The sequence below is a fragment of the Psychrilyobacter sp. genome (assembly GCF_037132775.1).
GTDB lineage: Bacteria > Fusobacteriota > Fusobacteriia > Fusobacteriales > Fusobacteriaceae > Psychrilyobacter.
The window spans coordinates 40717-57538 of the sequence record NZ_JBAHZY010000133.1 but is presented as its reverse complement, the minus strand read 5'-3'; the positions used below and the strand labels follow the sequence as shown (position 1 = coordinate 57538).

The following is a 16822-nucleotide window of genomic DNA, read 5'->3' as shown; positions in this document are numbered from 1 at the left end:
GCGGGAATAGCTCAGTTGGTAGAGCGTCAGCCTTCCAAGCTGAATGTCGCCAGTTCGAACCTGGTTTCCCGCTCCATAAGCGCCACTAGCTCAGCTGGTAGAGCACTCGACTTTTAATCGAGTTGTCACAGGTTCAAACCCTGTGTGGCGCACCATATGAATCTGTAGCTCAGTTGGATAGAGCAACGCCCTTCTAAGGCGTGGGTCAGGGGTTCAAATCCCTTCAGGTTCACCATTATATGGATCTATAGCTCAGTTGGTTAGAGCACTCGGCTCATAACCGAGTGGTCGCTGGTTCAACTCCAGCTAGATCCACCATTTTATTTCAAATTGTGGTCCGTTCGTCTATCGGTTAGGATTCTTGGTTTTCACTCAAGCGGGAGGGGTTCAACTCCCCTACGGACTACCAATTGAAATAAAAAATAAATAAATAATTGTTCTAAATGATTATGCCTGGGTGGCGGAATCGGTAGACGCACGGGACTTAAAATCCCGTGTCCTCTGTGGACGTGCGGGTTCAAGTCCCGCCCTAGGCACCATTTAAAACATTTATACACACATTGTGTGGTTGGATTCCCGAGTGGTCAAAGGGAGCAGACTGTAAATCTGCCGGCTCAGCCTTCGAAGGTTCAAATCCTTCTCCAACCACCATTACGCCTATAGCTCAGTTGGTTAGAGCGCACGCCTGATAAGCGTGAGGTCGGTGGTTCAAATCCACTTAGGCGTACCATTTTGGGGATATAGCTCAGTTGGGAGAGCGCCGCACTTGCACTGCGAAGGTCAGCGGTTCGACCCCGCTTATCTCCACCAAAATCGCCTTGATAGCTCAGTTGGCTAGAGCACTTGGTTCATACCCGAGCGGTCGATGGTTCGAATCCATTTCAAGGCACCATTACAATATTACAATTTGTGGTCCGTTCGTCTATCGGTTAGGATTCTTGGTTTTCACTCAAGCGGGAGGGGTTCAACTCCCCTACGGACTACCAAATGTAATAAGCTCGCATAGCTCAGTTGGGAGAGCACCTGCCTTACAAGCAGGGGGTCACAGGTTCAAGTCCTGTTGCGAGCACCATTTAAAGCTTTATAATTTTGTGGGGGTGTAGCTCAGTTGGTTAGAGTGCCTGCCTGTCACGCAGGATGTCGCGAGTTCGAGTCTCGTCACTCCCGCCATTAAATTATAAATATCTATATGCCGCTTTAGCTCATCTGGTAGAGCAACTGACTTGTAATCAGTAGGTGATTGGTTCGACTCCGATAAGCGGCACCATATAAATATAGTAATGGGCTGTCGCCAAGCGGTAAGGCAACGCACTTTGACTGCGTCATGCGCAGGTTCGAATCCTGCCAGCCCAGCCAACTATAAACTTTTAACACCCTTCGGGGTGTTTTTTTGTATATATAAATTTAAATATATATATGGTATAATTTAGAGAATGATAAAAAACGTGGAGTGAGTAAATATGAAGTTATCGGTAGGAATAATAACATATAATGAAGAGCGAATTTTAGGGAAAACTTTAGATGCTGTAAGAGGACTTGCTGATGAGATAATAATTGTAGATAGCAATAGCTCAGACAATACTATAAAGATTGCACAATCTAAAGGAGCTATAGTTTATACTGAAGATTGGAAAGGATTTGGCCCTCAAAAAAATTCTATAATAGAAAAATGTAAGGGTGATTGGATTCTTTTGATTGATGCAGATGAAGTAATAAGTGGAGAATTGAAAGAAATAATTAAAAATATAATAGATGGAAAAAATAAATATGAAGTCTATGACATAAACAGATGTTCGGTATGTTTTGGAAAAGAATTAAAATATGGTGGCTGGTCCAATCAATATGCTACGAGATTGTGGAAAAAAGGTTATGTAAGCGTAAATGATAACCTAGTACATGAAGAATTTGAAACGGGATCAACTAAGGGTAAGATAAAAGAGAAAATATACCATTATACATATCTAACTTTAAGTGATTATATAACTAGATTTGACAGGTATACTACATTGGGAGCAGAAGAATACTTCAAAAGAGGGAAAAAATCTAGTTTTTTTAATATAGTAATCAATCCATTTTTTAAATTTATAAGGATGTATATATTTAGATTTGGTTTTTTAGATGGTCTAGAGGGCTTGATAATAGCACTGTTTAGTGGAATGTATACTATGACCAAATATTTTAAGTTGAGAGAGATAGAAAAAATAAATCTAAAATAACAATAAAATTAATTATAGTTTGAGGAGCTAAGTTATGAAAGATATAAAAAGAATTATAATATCTAGAACGGATAAGATAGGGGATTTGATATTATCAATCCCTAGTTTTTTTATGGTAAAAAAAATGTATCCCAATGCTGAAATAATAGTTTTAGTAAAAAAATATAACTATGAAATAGTAAAAAATCTACCCTATGTCGATAGAGTAGTTAAAATAGATGACTATAGAAGGGTAGAATTAATAGAAAAAATAAAATATTTTAAAGCAGATGTATTTATAGCTCTGTATAATGATGAATTTGTGATGCAACTGGCTAAAGCCAGCTGTGCTAAGGTTAAAATAGGTCCATTATCAAAAATAAAGTCATTTTTTGTATACAATAAAGGTGTTTTGCAGAAAAGATCTAAATCAATTAAAAATGAATCTGAGTATAATCTAGATTTGGTGAAAAAATTAGATTCTAAAATTTTTGATGATCTATTTGAGTTAAATACTGAGATCTACTATGAAGAAAAACATAGTAAAGCAGTAGAAATATTTTTGGAAGAAAATCATATAAAATCTCCGATATTGGTAATCAATCCATTTATGGGTGGAAGTGCTAAAAATATTACTGATGGAGAGTATACAGAGTTAATAAAGGTCGTACTGTACAAGATTGCAGGTATAGATGTGGTATTGACATGTCATATATCGGAAGAGGACAGAGGACAAAAGATATTAGATGGCATAGAAAATGAAAGAGTACATCTATATGCCAATGGAGGAGACCTTCTAAATCTGGCAGCTATGATAGACAGAGCAGATGTGTATTTCGGTGGATCAACAGGGCCGACTCATATAGCTGGATCACTTAAGAAAAGCATTGTGGCTATCTACCCCAATAAAAAGACTCAATCACCTCTAAGATGGGGAGTGTTTGGGCATAGAGATGTAACCTATATAATTCCTGATAGAGATAAAAAGGAAAACTATAAACATAAATTTTTTGACAGCTATACAGATGAGACAAAGGAAGAAATAGTAAGTGCGATAGAAAATAAGCTTTTGATGCGGACTTTAATGGATGAAAAAGATAACTAAAAGATGACTAGGAAAATAAAAAGGTTAAAATTATGGATGAATATTTAAATAAAGATTTAAAAGGAAAATATTTAGAAATAAATTGAAAGATTAATTTTGGTTTTATTGATTTTTAAAAGTCAGATTTTAGTCTGTGTCAAAATGGGGAGTTGAGTTATGGGAATTAGGGAATTGAATAGAAAGTTACAGGATTTTTTGAGACCTAAAAGATTGACTTTGGGAAGGTTTCTGTGGGATCGTAAGGACTCTTCTTTTTTATGGTGTTTTCAACGAATATCAAAATTTAGTATAATTAATACTAAATTTAGAAATGTTGACTTAAATATAAAGAAACCAAAGTGTGAGCTAGGAGTAAGAATTGAGGGATTAAAAAATCAAAAATCAGAAACTAAAAATTTGATTGAGAAAGAAAACATAAGATCTATTTTATTTATAAGAAATGACGGGAAAATCGGGGATATGATTATCAATACTCTGATGTTTCGTGAGATAAAAAAGGCATACCCACAGATAAAGATCGGTGTAGTTACCAGAGGAGCGAACAGGCAAGTTGTAGTAAACAATCCCCATGTGGATAAGATCTATGATTATACTAAATCTGACAGGGAATTAAAAAGTTTAGCTAAGGAGATAGCTTTTGAAAAATATGATCTTTTGATTGATTTTTCAGAGATGCTGAGAGTTAAGCAGATGAAGTTTATTAACCTATGTAGAGCTAGGGTTAATATGGGGCTAAATAAAGCTGATTGGAATTTATTTGATGTGTCTGTGGAACCAAATATTGATTTTAAGTGGACAGAGCATGTAACTTTAAGATATAGAGCGTACTTAGATAAATTAGGGATTATTAAACCAAATTTAGATTATGATTTAAATTTATCAGAAGAGGATAAAAAATTTGCAGAAAAAGAATTTGAAAAGATTAAAGAAAATAAAGTTACAGTACTAAATCCCTATGGAGCAAGTAAACATAAGACTTTGAGTAAAAGTAAGTTAAAAGAGATCATTAAGTATTTGACTGATAAAAAAAATGCAGTTATTTTTGTATATTCCCCGGATAAATATAGTGAATTAGAGAGTCTGGTTAAGGAATTAGATAATAATAGGGTTTATTTACCAATAGGGATAAAAACTATAAACCATACTGCAAGTTTGATAGAAAAAGCAGATTTTTTAATTACTCCAGATACGTCCATAGTCCATATAGGAACGGCATATAAAAAAAATGGTATCTGTATCTACCCGCCAAATGGAGGGAGATATGGAGTAGATCATTTGGTTTGGGGACCTATCGATGATAACTTTAAGATGATTTTTTGTGAGGACAAGAAAAGTGAAAATGATGAGATAGATGTAAACACATTTAAGATGGAGGAGTTGGATATTGAAAAAAATTAAATCAAATAATTTAGTTTATTACTCATCTAATAAATATGACTATAATTTTATTGAAAAAATAAAAAAAATATTCGTAGACAAAAATTATGCTAATAAAAGTAAGTATAAAGATGATCCTGGGAGAAGCACTGCTAAAAGAACTATTCATAAGGTTATGATAGGAGGAAAGAGTTATTTTTTGAAAAAATTTATATATACAAATAAAAGGCAATGTTTAAGATTAAACCTAGGACTAATGGAAGATAAAGCAATGAGATATTATAAAAATTCAAAAAAATTAAATAGCTTAGGTATAGACAATGTGCAAGGGGAAGCTGTATTTGTTTATAGTACAGGATTATTCAACTATGAATGTATATTAGTAACTAAAGATTATTGCGAAGGAACTAATGGGATAACTTATAAAGAATATCTTAAAGGTGGGATTGTCAAAAGTATTTATAGAAAAAAAATAATTAAGGATCTTTTTTATATGTTAGATAACAACTTTTTTTATAACGATTTTCATTTTGAAAATATTCTACTTGTAAATGAGAAAATTTATTATCTTGATTTAGATGCTGGATATCAAAAAACTAAAAAACTAAAAAAAAATAGAGAAAAAACAATCCAACTATATAAAGAAAATCTAAAAAGAGAATGTATAGACGGAGTTATTTCTAAAAATGAATATGATTTATTCATTAAAGAAATAAAAATAATAGAAAATAAAAGTTAAATATTTAATAAAATTTATTTTAATTAAATATAAGGAGAAAATCTTTTGAAAAAATGGAAGTACTGTGGTAGGTGGCTTGAAAAAGTTCAATTAGAGTATATTAATTTTTAGTTAAAAAAAGTTATAAAATAAAAGTTGTTTTTCTAAAAACTTTTGACTATATCGTAAAGGCTGAAAATACGAGAAAGATATAAACACATTTAAGATGGAAGAACTAAAAAATTCATCTAAATAAGGAGATTTTGATGAATAAAAAAATAAATGACTGGAAAATATTTTATAAAAAAATAAATGCTTTAGCAATAGAATTAGCACAAGATATTCTAACAAATAAAACTTATAAGGTGATAAAAGAATATAAAAATGATAAAAGAAGTTATATAGCAGTTATTGAGTTTAAAGGAAGTAAATTTATTTTAAAATTTCCTAAAAATGAAGTAAGAATTCCACAACGAAAAATAATGACTTTATTAAAAAAAGGTGAGGCGTTGAACACTTATGAAAGAACAAATAAATATCAAGAAAAAGGGTTGGATAATTTATGTGATATTTATGCAGTCGGAGTAAAGAGGAGATATGGAATGATCTCAGACTCCTTTATGATAATGGAATATATAGACGGGATGGAGACACAGCCAGAAAAAAAAGATGATATTGATCTTTTAATGGAAGGGATAAAAAAACTTCACTCATACGGCTTGAAACATGGAGATGCAAATCCAAGAAACTTTATAATTGAAAAGCTTACAGGTGATTTAAAAATAATAGATACACAGTTAAAAAAAGACTTGTTTAAAATAGGTAGTAATTATGATTATGTAAATTTATTTTATTCAGAAGTAAAAGAAGCTTTAAAATATGTTGATACAAGAACAATGGCTTTTAAAATTGCAATGACTTTGAAAAAAATAAAAAGGTTAAAGGTTGTATCGTATATAAAAAAAATAAAGAAAAAACTAAGAGATAAAGGGTGGAGGATTTAATTTGAAAAAAATTCTTTTTAAAAGTGGAAGTACTATGATGGGTGGGCTTGAAAAAGTTCAATTAGAGTATATCAATTTTTTAGTTGAAAAAGATTATAGGCTAGAAGTTGTTATAGAGAATGATAATGGGGCAGAAAATAAGTTAGAATCTGCAATAAAAACTAAGGTAACTTATTTGAAAACCTTTGATTATATAATGAAAATTAGAGATGCGAGAGATGAAAGGAAGAAAAATATATTTAGTAAAATCAAATATAATTACCTGATAAAAAAAGAAAGAAATTATTCTAAAGAAAAATTTATAAAAATTTATAATGAATATAAACCAGATATAGTTATTGACTTTGATTCAAGTTTAGTTAGATTTGTCTCAGAATTTAAAAGTAGCAAAAATATTGTTTGGATTCATAGTTCAGTTCCTAGGTGGAAGAAAAAAAAGAATAAAATAAATAAATTTACAAAACAATTAGAAAAATACAATAAAATTATTTGCATATGTAAAGAGATGAAAGAAGAATTAGAGGAACTGAATTCAAAATTGAGAGAAAAGATAACTTATATATATAATCCTATTGATTTTAATAAGATAAAAAATATGGCTGAGAAAGATTTTGAAAAAAATGAAAAAGAATTAATAAAAAATAAATTTTTATTAACTGTAGCGAGATTAGATTTAGTTCCAAAAAATTTTGATACCTTATTTAAAGGATTTGATATAGCAAAAGATCGTGGATATGATGGAAAGTTATATGTTATTGGTGATGGTCCGGATAGACAGCGGGTGGAAAAGCTAAGAGAAAGCTCAAGGTATAAAAAAGATATATATTTATTAGGAAGAAAAATGAATCCATATAATTGGATGAAAAAGGCAGATAAATTTATAATGAGTTCTAGCTATGAAGGCTATCCAACTGTTTTATTAGAAGCATTAACTTTAGAAAAAAATATAATTAGTTCAAATTGTAAAACAGGTCCAAAAGAAATTTTGAATAACGGAGAATTTGGAGAATTATTTGAAATCGAAGATCATGAATGTTTAGCCAAGGAAATATTAACTGATACAGATCTAGATAAAGAAAAATTAGAAAATCACATGGTATCATTTGATATTGATATAATATATACAAAATTTATAAAAATTTTGGAGGAGTAAAATGTTTGATTTTTTTAAAAAAGAAATACCAACTTTGATGTATCACAGGTTGATAGACTCAGAGGAAGGGAAGGGAATTCATACAATTTATTTTGATGTAGATGAATTTGAAAAGCATTTAATATATTTAAAAGAAAAAAATTATAAAACAATAACTTTTAAAGATTTAAAAAAAATTGGTTTAAAGAATAGATTGAATGAAAAAAATATTATTTTAACCTTTGATGATGGGTATAGAGATAACTATGAACTATTATTTCCATTATTAAAAAAATATAATATGAAAGCTGTAATATATATGGTGTCGCATTTAGAGTATAATAAATGGAATACAGATAATGATGGGGAAAAAAGATTTGATTTAATGTCTAAAAAAGAAATTGTAGAGATGCACGATTCGGGCTTAGTAGAGTTTGGTGGACATACAATGCATCATGTAGATCTTAGAAAATATGATGGAAAAGGTCAAATTGAAGAAATAAATGGTAATAAAATATGGCTAGAAAAACTATTAGGAGAAAGATTAGTTTCTTTTGCATATCCTTTTGGTTTTTTTAATGGTTCTGCAAAAAAAGTTGTAGAAGAATTAGGCTTTGATTTTGGAGTGGCTACAGATTCGGGACCATTTAAAATAGAAGATGACTTGTTTGAAATTAGAAGGATAGGAATATATCCTGATTTAAACTTTAGAAGGTTTAAAAGAAGGATAACAGGAAGATATACCTTGAAAAAAATAAAAGAAAAAGGGGTAATAGGATGAAGAATTTTACTATTATATACGAAGAACTAGACCATATGAAATTGGGGAAACCACAGATGATGTACCCCATATATATGAATTATTTTGGTTGGGATTGTGAGGCAATTACATATAATTTAAAGGATGATCTACCGGATGAAGCTAGAGGAGTGAAGATAGTAAAATTAAAACAACTATTTTCTTTCCTACCAAATACAAATTTTTTTAAATTTATGAAAAGATTACCTATGTATTTATATATTTATAGGAATGCTAAAAAAATAGATGTCATAATGCTCTATCATTTAACAAAATGTAGTTATTGGAATACATTTTTTTATAAGTTATCAAATCCAAAAGGATTAGTTTTCATAAAGGGGGATTTTGATTTTCCTGAATTTTGTAAAGAAGTAGAGTGGCTAACAAAGAAACCTAAAAACATGAGAGAATTCTTTAAAAAAAGAAGATGGAAGAGTGAGTTTAAAAAAAGAAAAAAATTAGCAAAGATGATGGATATATTCAGTGTAGAACCAACAGATTCTTATGAAGGATTATTAGAATACGGGTATGCAGGAATAGATGTGTCTAAAAAATTATTACATATGCCAAATGGTTTTGATAAAAAATTATCTGAAGAATTAACTATAGAAAGAAAACCTTTTGAGGAAAAAGAAAATATTATTTTTACAGCCTGTAGATTGGGAACACGAGAAAAGAATACGGAGTTTTTCTTAGAAGTATTAAAAAACATTGATTTAAAACATTGGAAAGTTGTTTTAGCGGGACCAATTATTCCTAGTTTTCAAGAGACTATAGATATGTTTTTCAAAGAATACCCTAATTTAAAAGAAAAAGTTAAATTTTTAGGTTATGTGAGCGATAAGACTTTATTATACAGTTATCATAATAAAGCGAAGGTATTTATGATGACTTCAAGAGGCGAGTCTTTTGCTAATGTTTTTTTAGAGGCAATGTATTTTGGTGAGCATATAGTTGTTACTCGTGTAAGTGGAGCAGAAGATTTGACAAATCATCAGGTGAATGGAAAAATAATTGAGCAAAAAGATCTAGACGGATACTCAAAATACATCCAGAAAATTATCGATGGTGAGATTAATTTAGAAGATAAATATAATAAAACGATAAAACATTCTGATAATTTTTTATGGGAAAAAACTGTGGAAAAACTAAAAGGTAGAATTGAACTACTAATCAAAGAGAGGTAAATAATGAAAATAGGAGTAGCAGGAATAGGGTATGTAGGACTATCTAATGCAATATTGTTAGCTCAAAACAACGAGGTAGTAGCATTAGATATAACAGAAGAAAAAGTGAAAGCAATAAATGAAAAAATAAGTCCTATAGTAGATAAAGAGATAAGTGAATATTTAGCATCAAAAAAATTAAATTTAAAGGCCACTTTAAATAAAGAAGAAGCCTACAAAGGTGCAGAATATGTAATTATAGCAACGCCTACAAACTATGATGAGATAACAAATTTTTTCGATACAAGTTTAGTAGAATCAGTGATAAAAGATGTACTAAAAATTAATCCTAAGACAACTATGATAATTAAATCTACTGTACCGGTGGGATATATTAAATCAGTAAAAGAAAAATTTGGTATAGATAATATTATTTTTTCACCAGAATTCTTAAGAGAAGGAAAAGCGTTATATGATAACCTTCACCCTTCGAGAATAATTGTGGGTGAAAAATCTGAAAGGGCTGCAGTTTTTTGCTGATTTATTGGCAGAGGGAGCTATAAAAAAAGACATATCCACTTTATTTACAAATTCTACAGAAGCGGAAGGGGTAAAACTATTTTCTAACACGTATTTAGCTATGAGGGTGGCATATTTCAATGAATTAGACTCATATGCAGAGGCTCATAATCTAGATAGTAAACAGATAATACAAGGTGTAGGTTTAGATCCTAGGATTGGGAACCACTATAACAACCCATCTTTTGGATATGGTGGATATTGTTTACCTAAGGATACAAAACAGCTTAGAGCAAATTATTCTGAAGTACCCAACAATATAATTCAAGCTATAGTAGATGCAAATACGACAAGAAAAGATTTTATAGCTAGCCAAATATTAAAGAAAAATCCCAGAATAGTAGGGATCTATAGATTAACAATGAAAACGGATTCAGATAACTTTAGAGCATCAGCCATTCAGGGTATTCTGAAAAGGATAAAAGCTAAGGGTGTAGAAGTAGTAGTTTATGAGCAGTATTAAAAGAAGATAACTTCTTTCGTTCAAGAGTTATAAAAAATTTGGAAGAGTTTAAAAAAATATCAGATGTTATTGTAACTGATAGATTATGTTTTAGTCGATGTAGAAGATAAAGTTTATACAAGAGATCTATATAGGAGAGACTAGAAAAGTAATTAAATAATAAAAGAGGGGGGAGGTGTATATAAACTTAATGATTGCTTTATTAGGGCTGATAGTAATATTCGCTTTCAAAGGGACAGTAGCGGTCTTGTTGATATTAACAGGGAGTATTATATATAGAAAGATTAAATATAAAGAAAAATTTAAGATAGAGAAAGAGCATATTGGAATATTAATATTTTTATTATTGATAGGTTTATCTTTTATTACTTCAATTAATAGGGAGGCATCATTAGGTCATTATAATAGAATAATAAGAGCTGTAATATCTCCTATAATTATTTACAATATTGTGCCATTTAATAAAAAATATTTTGATTATATGTTTATTTTGGGAGGATTAATATTAGCATTTTTTGGAATATCTCAATATTTTTTTGAACTAATTCCGTATAATGGTGGGAGTCATGCAAGAATAGATGCTGGATATGGAATTTGGTATTATTCTTATTATATAACATTTATTTCAGTGTATATCTTTAATCTATTTATTTTAGAAGAAGAAAAAAAGAAAAAAAATCTGCTATTAATTGCTAGTTTAATAACAATATTCGCTGTTTTAATTTCAAATACAAGATCAGCATGGCTAGCCATGGTAATAGGAATATTTACAGCTCTATTAATAAATAAAAAAATAAAACAAATTTTAGTTATAATAGGTTTATCATTAGTGCTAATTTTAACATTTAAAGAGACACCGGTGATAAAAAAATATATTATAAAGGTTCAATCTATAGTTGAAATCAAGAAAAACACTAGTAATGCAGGACGATTTGAGGTGTGGAAGGATGCTTATAGTATATTTAAAGAAAATCCTGTCTTAGGAGTAGGAATATCAAATTATGATAGAGCTTCAAAAAAAGAATATAAAATTCAAAAAAGATATTATAGTGCACACAGTGATTATTTAGGTTTATTGTGTGAAACAGGAATAGTTGGATTTATGGGTTTTTTAATTATGTTATGGATAATGTTTAGAGAGGCATATAAAAAAAAAAAATTAAACCTTCTTTTATCAGTAACGAGTGTATTGTTGTTTTTAGGAATTTTTGAATCAAATATGAATAAAAATACATATGTATATGTGATTTATTTTATATTATATAGTATTATTAATTATGGAAAATTAGAGAATAAGGTGGAGATAAAATGAAAACAGTAATTTTATATATTGGAGAATTTGGTATGGGTGGAATTTCAAGGGTAATTGTCAGATACGCCAATGCTTTAAATAATCTAAAAAATTATAATGTAGAAATTATATCAAAGGAAGAAGTAAATAAAAAGAGTATCTTATTAGATGATTTAGATAAGAGCATAAAAGTTCATAATATTAAAACTAAAGATATGGAAATGAAAAGAGACCAACTTAGGAAGAAACAGGGTTTCTTAATAAGGTAATAAAAGAATACACTAGATATAATGAAAGAAAACAAATGAGATTATGGCTTAAAAACTTTTATGAAAAAAGAAATGATATCAAATTGTTAGTTGATTTTGATATGAGTATATGGAAATATTTAGGAGTAATTCTTGTTCCTGCAGTGGGAAGATTTAGCTTTTCTTTAGCTTCGAAACACGGTAGAAAGGTAAAAAAATGAATAAAAGAATAAAAGAATGAAGTTATATGATAAATTATTAATAATAACTGATGAAATGCAGAATGAGATGGAAATTCTTTATCCTTTTGCAGCTCATAAAACTGTAAAAATATATAATCCTGTGGGAATTGAAGAAGTTAAAATTAAATCCAATGATAGTTCAGATCTAACAGAGACAGATAAAAAAATGTTGCAAGAAGACTATATGATTGGTGTTTCTGTTTTAGATAAGGTAAAAGCGAGAGACGAAATGATTCGTGCAATGAAGCTTTTAAAAGAAAGAAACATTGAAGAAAAACTTTATTTAATCGGAAAGGAACCGGAAAAGGAAAAGTTAGAAAATCTAATAAAAGAATTAAAACTTGAAGATCAGGTTTTCCTTTTAGGTCAGAAAAAAAATCCTTTTATTTGGTTAAAAAATGCAAAAATATTCATTCACACTTCTTATGGAGAAGGTCTTCCGAATGTATTATTAGAAGCTATGGCAACAGGAACTCCTATTATTTCTTATGATTGTCCAACTGGACCAAAAGATATTCTTTTAAATGGAGAATGTGGAGAATTAGTTGAAATGGGGAATGTAGAAGAATTAGCAGAAAAGATGTATAATTTATTAAAAAATACGGAAAAACAAAAAGAATATAAAGAAAAAATGAAGGATAGAAGACAAGACTTTACAATAGAAAAGTCAATAAATAACTTTATAAAAATGGTAGAAAGTATAGAGAGGTAAGTGTGAAATTTATGCTATCGATTTAGAAGGGTATATTGTAAGAGGTTTTTTTCAGGAAGAAAAAAAATTAAAAGGTCGTTTGCAAAAAGGATTAAAAAATGAACAGTGGAAAATAGTAATTTTAGTAGGAGAAAAGAATGAAAAAAATACTAATAGTGAGGTTTAAACAAATAGGTGATTCACTTTTGGTGACGCCCATATGTGAGTCGCTCCGAAAAACTTATCCAGATGCGAGGATTGATTATGTAGTCTATGATCATATAGCGCCTTTATTTGAGGGTCATCCTGCAATAGATAATGTAATATCCATAACTAAGGACGAAAGAAAAAATCCTTTTAAATATGTAGCTAAGGTATGGAAGGTAACTAGATTAAAGTATGACATCATAATAGATATTATGTCTACTCCTAAGTCTGAGTTATTTACACTATTTGGCAGATCAGCAGAATATCGTATAGGAAGATGGAAACCCAAAAGAGGTTATACTTACACACATTCGATTAGAGAACCTAAGGTTTCGAAGGATAAGGTAGATAAATTTTTACATATGCTGAAACCATTAGAAGAGGGAGGAGTAAAGATAAAATATGATACTACCTACAGGGTAGTATTAACAGATAACGAAAAAAATATGATGAAGGACAGGGTGATTCAGGCGGGGGTAGATTTTAATAAGCCTGTCTTTGCATTTGCTATAAACAGCAGGAGGCCTGAAAAAATATGGAATCCTGAAAATATGAAAAAATTGATTACAACTATCTTGGATAAATACGATGCTCAGGGAATATTTTATTACTCACCGGCAGAGAAAGAATTTGCCAAAGATATGCACAGAGAATTAGAGATGAGATCGGATATTTTTTCCAATATAACTACTAAGTCTATAAAAGAATTAGCTATGCTGCTTTCTAATTGTGATATGTTTATAGGAAACGATGGCGGACCGAGACATATTGCACAAGGACTTGATATTCCTAGTTTTGCGGTATTTTCACCTAGGGCAGAAAAGAAAGAGTGGCTGTCCAATGCTAATGACAGACATCGTGGGATAGAACCAGATGATATCATTAGGGAACTGAATATAGAGAGGCCAGAAACTTCTAAAGAAACGTATGAATTGATAACTCCTGAAAGGGTTTTACCTATAATAGATGAGATGATAGGTAAATATGTAAGAAAATAAAATTGAAAGTAAATTTTTATTTATTGAATTTATAAGAATCTTGGTTGAATTAGTGGGAAGAGTACAGTGGTATCTATCCAATATGTACTCTTTTTTTTATATATAATATGTGTTATTATATAGAGAAAATATGTATACGAACAAAAATAAAATAATAGAGGAGGTTTAATTTGAAAAAAAAATTAATCATACATACGGCATTTATTGGAGATATAATTTTATCAACTCCTCTAATAAAAAAATTAAAAGCTAAAGACATAGATGAAGGGTGTAGTATAACCTATGTAACCACTCCAGCAGGAGCCAGTGTACTAAAAAATAATCCAGATTTGGATGAGATCATAGCCTATGATAAGAGAGGGACTCATAGAGGATTTAAAGGGCTTTATCTGTTAGGAAAAAGACTTAACTATAAAGGGTTTGATGAAGTAATAATTCCTCATAGATACTTGAGGAGTTCTATCTTAGGCAGATTGACCGGCGCTCCTACAAGAATTGGATATGACAATTCCAGTGGAGGTTTTTTATTGACTAAAAAAATACCCTACGATAAATCTAAGCATGAAGTAGAAAAATTACTATCATTTGTAGAATTAGATAATTTTACCGATGATAAATTATCTCTTTATCCAAGTGAAATAGAGAAAGAAAAGGTAGATGAGATGTGGAAAAAGAATAATTTAGAGGAGAAAAAAATAATTTTAGTTGCCTCTGGAAGTAAGTGGTTTACCAAGAGATGGCCACTGGAATACTTCAACGAACTTCTAAAAAAGTTGGCTAGAAAAAGTGAGTACAGAGTTGTTCTTATTGGAGGTCATGAAGAATCTATGTTTAATATGTATACGGACAAAAATATAATAAATTTGATGGGGAAAACTAGTCTCTTGGATGTGGCAGAACTCTGCAGAAGAAGTGATCTAATAGTTACAAATGATAGTTCTCCGATTCATATAGCTTCAGCTTTTGAAAAATTACATATAATGGCTATTTTTGGATCGACAACTAGGGAATTAGGATTTTTCCCTTGGTCAAAAAATTCAGAGGTATTAGAAAATAACAATTTAGACTGTAGACCTTGCGGATTACACGGAGGAGATAAATGCCCAAAGGGACACTTTAAGTGTATGCTAGAGATTAAGCCAGAAGAAGTATACAATAAAATACAGGAATATTTCAACTAAAAAAGAATCATGAATTGCATGAATTTGATAGGTGTAATTAAGGTTGTAACAAAAAGTTTTTTAGGAGACTGATAATGAAAACAAAAAAAATTAATGATATAACTATTTATTATAGAGATGAAAAATATCTGAAAATATTAGATGCTTTAGAAAATTTAAAGATAGAAAAGGTGTTTAAAGATGACAACAGGAGTAAGGTTAGTTTATTTACCTTTGAAGGAGATAAATTAGTATTTAAAGTTCCCAGGGAAAAAAACAGTCGGAAATGGCAGAGATTTCTCTCAATTTTTAGGGGTTCAGAATCTTATCGTGAGTATATACAGGCAGAAAAAATTCATAGGGCAGGACTATGGACATATAAACCTATTTTAGCTTTTGAAAAAAGAAAGTATGGATTTGTGGTGGACTCCTACTTTATATGTGAATATCTTTTAGGAGAAACAGGATCGATAAAACATCTAAAGGTTATTGAGAGTGAGCTGGATAAGATACATCAGTTAGGATATTTACACGGCGATTCCCAGTTGGTTAATTTTATTATTGATAACAAACATGTATATCTTATAGATTCGAAGTTTTCAAAAAATAAATATGGAAAATTTGGAGCTAGGTATGAATATATATATTTGGAGGAGAGCTGCCCTAGAGAAATGGATTATGAAAAAAAAGATATATATTATAGAGGAGCTAAAGGTTTAAACAGTTTTTTACATATTTGGGGAAGGATCAAAAAAAAACTAAAAAATAAGTAGAAAAAACAATGTGTTTAGTTATTTTAAATAGCTTCTTAAAATCAAAAATAGGAGAATTATGATGCAAATAGTAGTAAAACAGAAAGACTCAACAGTATTATATGATGAAAAAAATAAACTTTACATAAAAGAGTTTCATCCAAAATTTGAACAGAAATTAAAATATTTTTTCAGGTTCAGAAAATATCCAGGAGAAAATTTTTATTTTGTTGCTCAGACTTTAAAAAAAATAGGCATAAATGTTCCGGAAATTGTAGAATATTCTAAATATAAAGTGGTAACTAAGGACATTCAAGGTGTTGTATTAAGAGAATATTTAGAAAAAGATAATTCAGTATTAAAAGATTTTTTAGATATAATAGTTAAAATATTGAAAAATAAAATATATTACAGTGATTTTAATACTAAGAATTTTATAGTGAAAGGGAGAGAGATTTTTGTTATAGACTTAGAAGGTTACAAAGTGGGAAGGCTAGCATTTAAAACAAAAAAAGAATTACATAACAGATTAAAAAAAGCTTTGAGAAATGATGACTGGGTAAGTTATATAGAGGAGAGATTATAAAGAATACTAAAAATTTTTATAATGCAGTATATTTTAATATGTATACTGACAATAATAAACCTATGTCTATCTTATAAAAATTTAAAAGAAATCTATTTCATCTTATAGA

At 29.6% G+C, this 16822-nt stretch carries 15 protein-coding genes, 15 tRNA genes and 1 pseudogene; all 31 read left to right on the top strand.

The annotated features are described in order from the left end of the window. Nucleotides 1–76, top strand: a tRNA-Gly gene (locus V5784_RS09690). A gap of 3 nt (nt 77–79) precedes the next feature. Further along, a tRNA-Lys gene (locus V5784_RS09685) sits at nt 80–155 on the top strand. A gap of 3 nt (nt 156–158) precedes the next feature. Further along, a tRNA-Arg gene (locus V5784_RS09680) sits at nt 159–235 on the top strand. Nucleotides 236–241: 6 nt separating this feature from the next. Next, nucleotides 242–318: transfer RNA gene (locus tag V5784_RS09675), tRNA-Ile, on the top strand. A 16-nt stretch (nt 319–334) separates the two neighbouring features. Continuing rightward, nucleotides 335–409 (top strand) — tRNA-Glu (locus V5784_RS09670). Between the two features lie 42 nt (nt 410–451). Then, a tRNA-Leu gene (locus tag V5784_RS09665) sits at nt 452–539 on the top strand. A 27-nt stretch (nt 540–566) separates the two neighbouring features. Continuing rightward, nucleotides 567–651 (top strand) — tRNA-Tyr (locus tag V5784_RS09660). 2 nt (nt 652–653) lie between these two features. Beyond that, nucleotides 654–730, top strand: a tRNA-Ile gene (locus V5784_RS09655). A gap of 4 nt (nt 731–734) precedes the next feature. Then, a tRNA-Ala gene (locus V5784_RS09650) sits at nt 735–810 on the top strand. 5 nt (nt 811–815) lie between these two features. Further along, nucleotides 816–892 (top strand) — tRNA-Met (locus V5784_RS09645). A gap of 19 nt (nt 893–911) precedes the next feature. Then, nucleotides 912–986: transfer RNA gene (locus tag V5784_RS09640), tRNA-Glu, on the top strand. A gap of 10 nt (nt 987–996) precedes the next feature. After that, nucleotides 997–1072, top strand: a tRNA-Val gene (locus tag V5784_RS09635). 21 nt (nt 1073–1093) lie between these two features. Further along, nucleotides 1094–1170: transfer RNA gene (locus tag V5784_RS09630), tRNA-Asp, on the top strand. Nucleotides 1171–1191: 21 nt separating this feature from the next. Further along, a tRNA-Thr gene (locus V5784_RS09625) sits at nt 1192–1267 on the top strand. 14 nt (nt 1268–1281) lie between these two features. After that, a tRNA-Gln gene (locus V5784_RS09620) sits at nt 1282–1356 on the top strand. Between the two features lie 104 nt (nt 1357–1460). Continuing rightward, nucleotides 1461–2216: a glycosyltransferase family 2 protein gene (locus V5784_RS09615; RefSeq protein WP_336888814.1), complete on the top strand. Its 756-nt coding sequence runs from the start codon at nt 1461–1463 to the stop codon at nt 2214–2216. 34 nt (nt 2217–2250) lie between these two features. Continuing rightward, on the top strand, nt 2251–3300 hold the full coding sequence (locus V5784_RS09610) for a glycosyltransferase family 9 protein (RefSeq protein ID WP_336888813.1): 1050 nt from the start codon (nt 2251–2253) through the stop codon (nt 3298–3300). A 156-nt stretch (nt 3301–3456) separates the two neighbouring features. Beyond that, nucleotides 3457–4698 carry a glycosyltransferase family 9 protein gene (locus V5784_RS09605; protein WP_336888812.1) on the top strand — a complete coding sequence of 414 codons (1242 nt, stop codon included), beginning with the start codon at nt 3457–3459 and terminating at the stop codon, nt 4696–4698. Continuing rightward, the gene (locus tag V5784_RS09600) at nt 4685–5416 is read left to right on the top strand and encodes a hypothetical protein (protein ID WP_336888811.1); all 732 of its coding nucleotides are present in this window, start codon (nt 4685–4687) and stop codon (nt 5414–5416) included. The genes V5784_RS09605 and V5784_RS09600 overlap by 14 nt, the downstream gene beginning before the upstream one ends. Nucleotides 5417–5661: 245 nt before the next feature. Continuing rightward, the gene (locus V5784_RS09595) at nt 5662–6399 is read left to right on the top strand and encodes a lipopolysaccharide core heptose(II) kinase RfaY (RefSeq protein ID WP_336888810.1); all 738 of its coding nucleotides are present in this window, start codon (nt 5662–5664) and stop codon (nt 6397–6399) included. A gap of 1 nt (nt 6400) precedes the next feature. After that, nucleotides 6401–7552: a glycosyltransferase gene (locus V5784_RS09590; RefSeq protein ID WP_336888809.1), complete on the top strand. Its 1152-nt coding sequence runs from the start codon at nt 6401–6403 to the stop codon at nt 7550–7552. A gap of 1 nt (nt 7553) precedes the next feature. Beyond that, a complete protein-coding gene (locus tag V5784_RS09585) occupies nt 7554–8312 on the top strand; it encodes a polysaccharide deacetylase family protein (RefSeq protein WP_336888808.1) in 759 nt (252 codons plus the stop codon). Further along, nucleotides 8309–9517 carry a glycosyltransferase gene (locus V5784_RS09580; RefSeq protein WP_336888807.1) on the top strand — a complete coding sequence of 403 codons (1209 nt, stop codon included), beginning with the start codon at nt 8309–8311 and terminating at the stop codon, nt 9515–9517. Before V5784_RS09585 ends, V5784_RS09580 begins: the two co-directional genes overlap by 4 nt. Before the next feature lie 3 nt (nt 9518–9520). Next, a pseudogene (locus tag V5784_RS09575) lies at nt 9521–10682 on the top strand (nucleotide sugar dehydrogenase). Between the two features lie 46 nt (nt 10683–10728). Then, nucleotides 10729–11850, top strand: coding sequence for an O-antigen ligase family protein (locus tag V5784_RS09570; protein ID WP_336888806.1), 1122 nt, complete (start codon nt 10729–10731; stop codon nt 11848–11850). Then, the gene (locus tag V5784_RS09565) at nt 11847–12098 is read left to right on the top strand and encodes a hypothetical protein (protein WP_336888805.1); all 252 of its coding nucleotides are present in this window, start codon (nt 11847–11849) and stop codon (nt 12096–12098) included. The genes V5784_RS09570 and V5784_RS09565 overlap by 4 nt, the downstream gene beginning before the upstream one ends. 216 nt (nt 12099–12314) lie before the next feature. Beyond that, nucleotides 12315–13031, top strand: a complete 717-nt coding sequence (locus V5784_RS09560; RefSeq protein ID WP_336888804.1) for a glycosyltransferase — start codon at nt 12315–12317, stop codon at nt 13029–13031. 137 nt (nt 13032–13168) lie between these two features. Then, nucleotides 13169–14215, top strand: coding sequence for a glycosyltransferase family 9 protein (locus V5784_RS09555; RefSeq protein ID WP_336888803.1), 1047 nt, complete (start codon nt 13169–13171; stop codon nt 14213–14215). 170 nt (nt 14216–14385) lie between these two features. After that, nucleotides 14386–15396: a glycosyltransferase family 9 protein gene (locus V5784_RS09550; protein WP_336888802.1), complete on the top strand. Its 1011-nt coding sequence runs from the start codon at nt 14386–14388 to the stop codon at nt 15394–15396. A gap of 74 nt (nt 15397–15470) precedes the next feature. After that, a complete protein-coding gene (locus V5784_RS09545; RefSeq protein WP_336888801.1) occupies nt 15471–16148 on the top strand; it encodes a lipopolysaccharide core heptose(II) kinase RfaY in 678 nt (225 codons plus the stop codon). 61 nt (nt 16149–16209) lie between these two features. Next, nucleotides 16210–16713 (top strand): Mn2+dependent serine/threonine protein kinase, encoded by a 504-nt coding sequence (locus V5784_RS09540; RefSeq protein WP_336888800.1) that lies wholly within the window; start codon nt 16210–16212, stop codon nt 16711–16713. Nucleotides 16714–16822 lie beyond the last annotated feature (109 nt).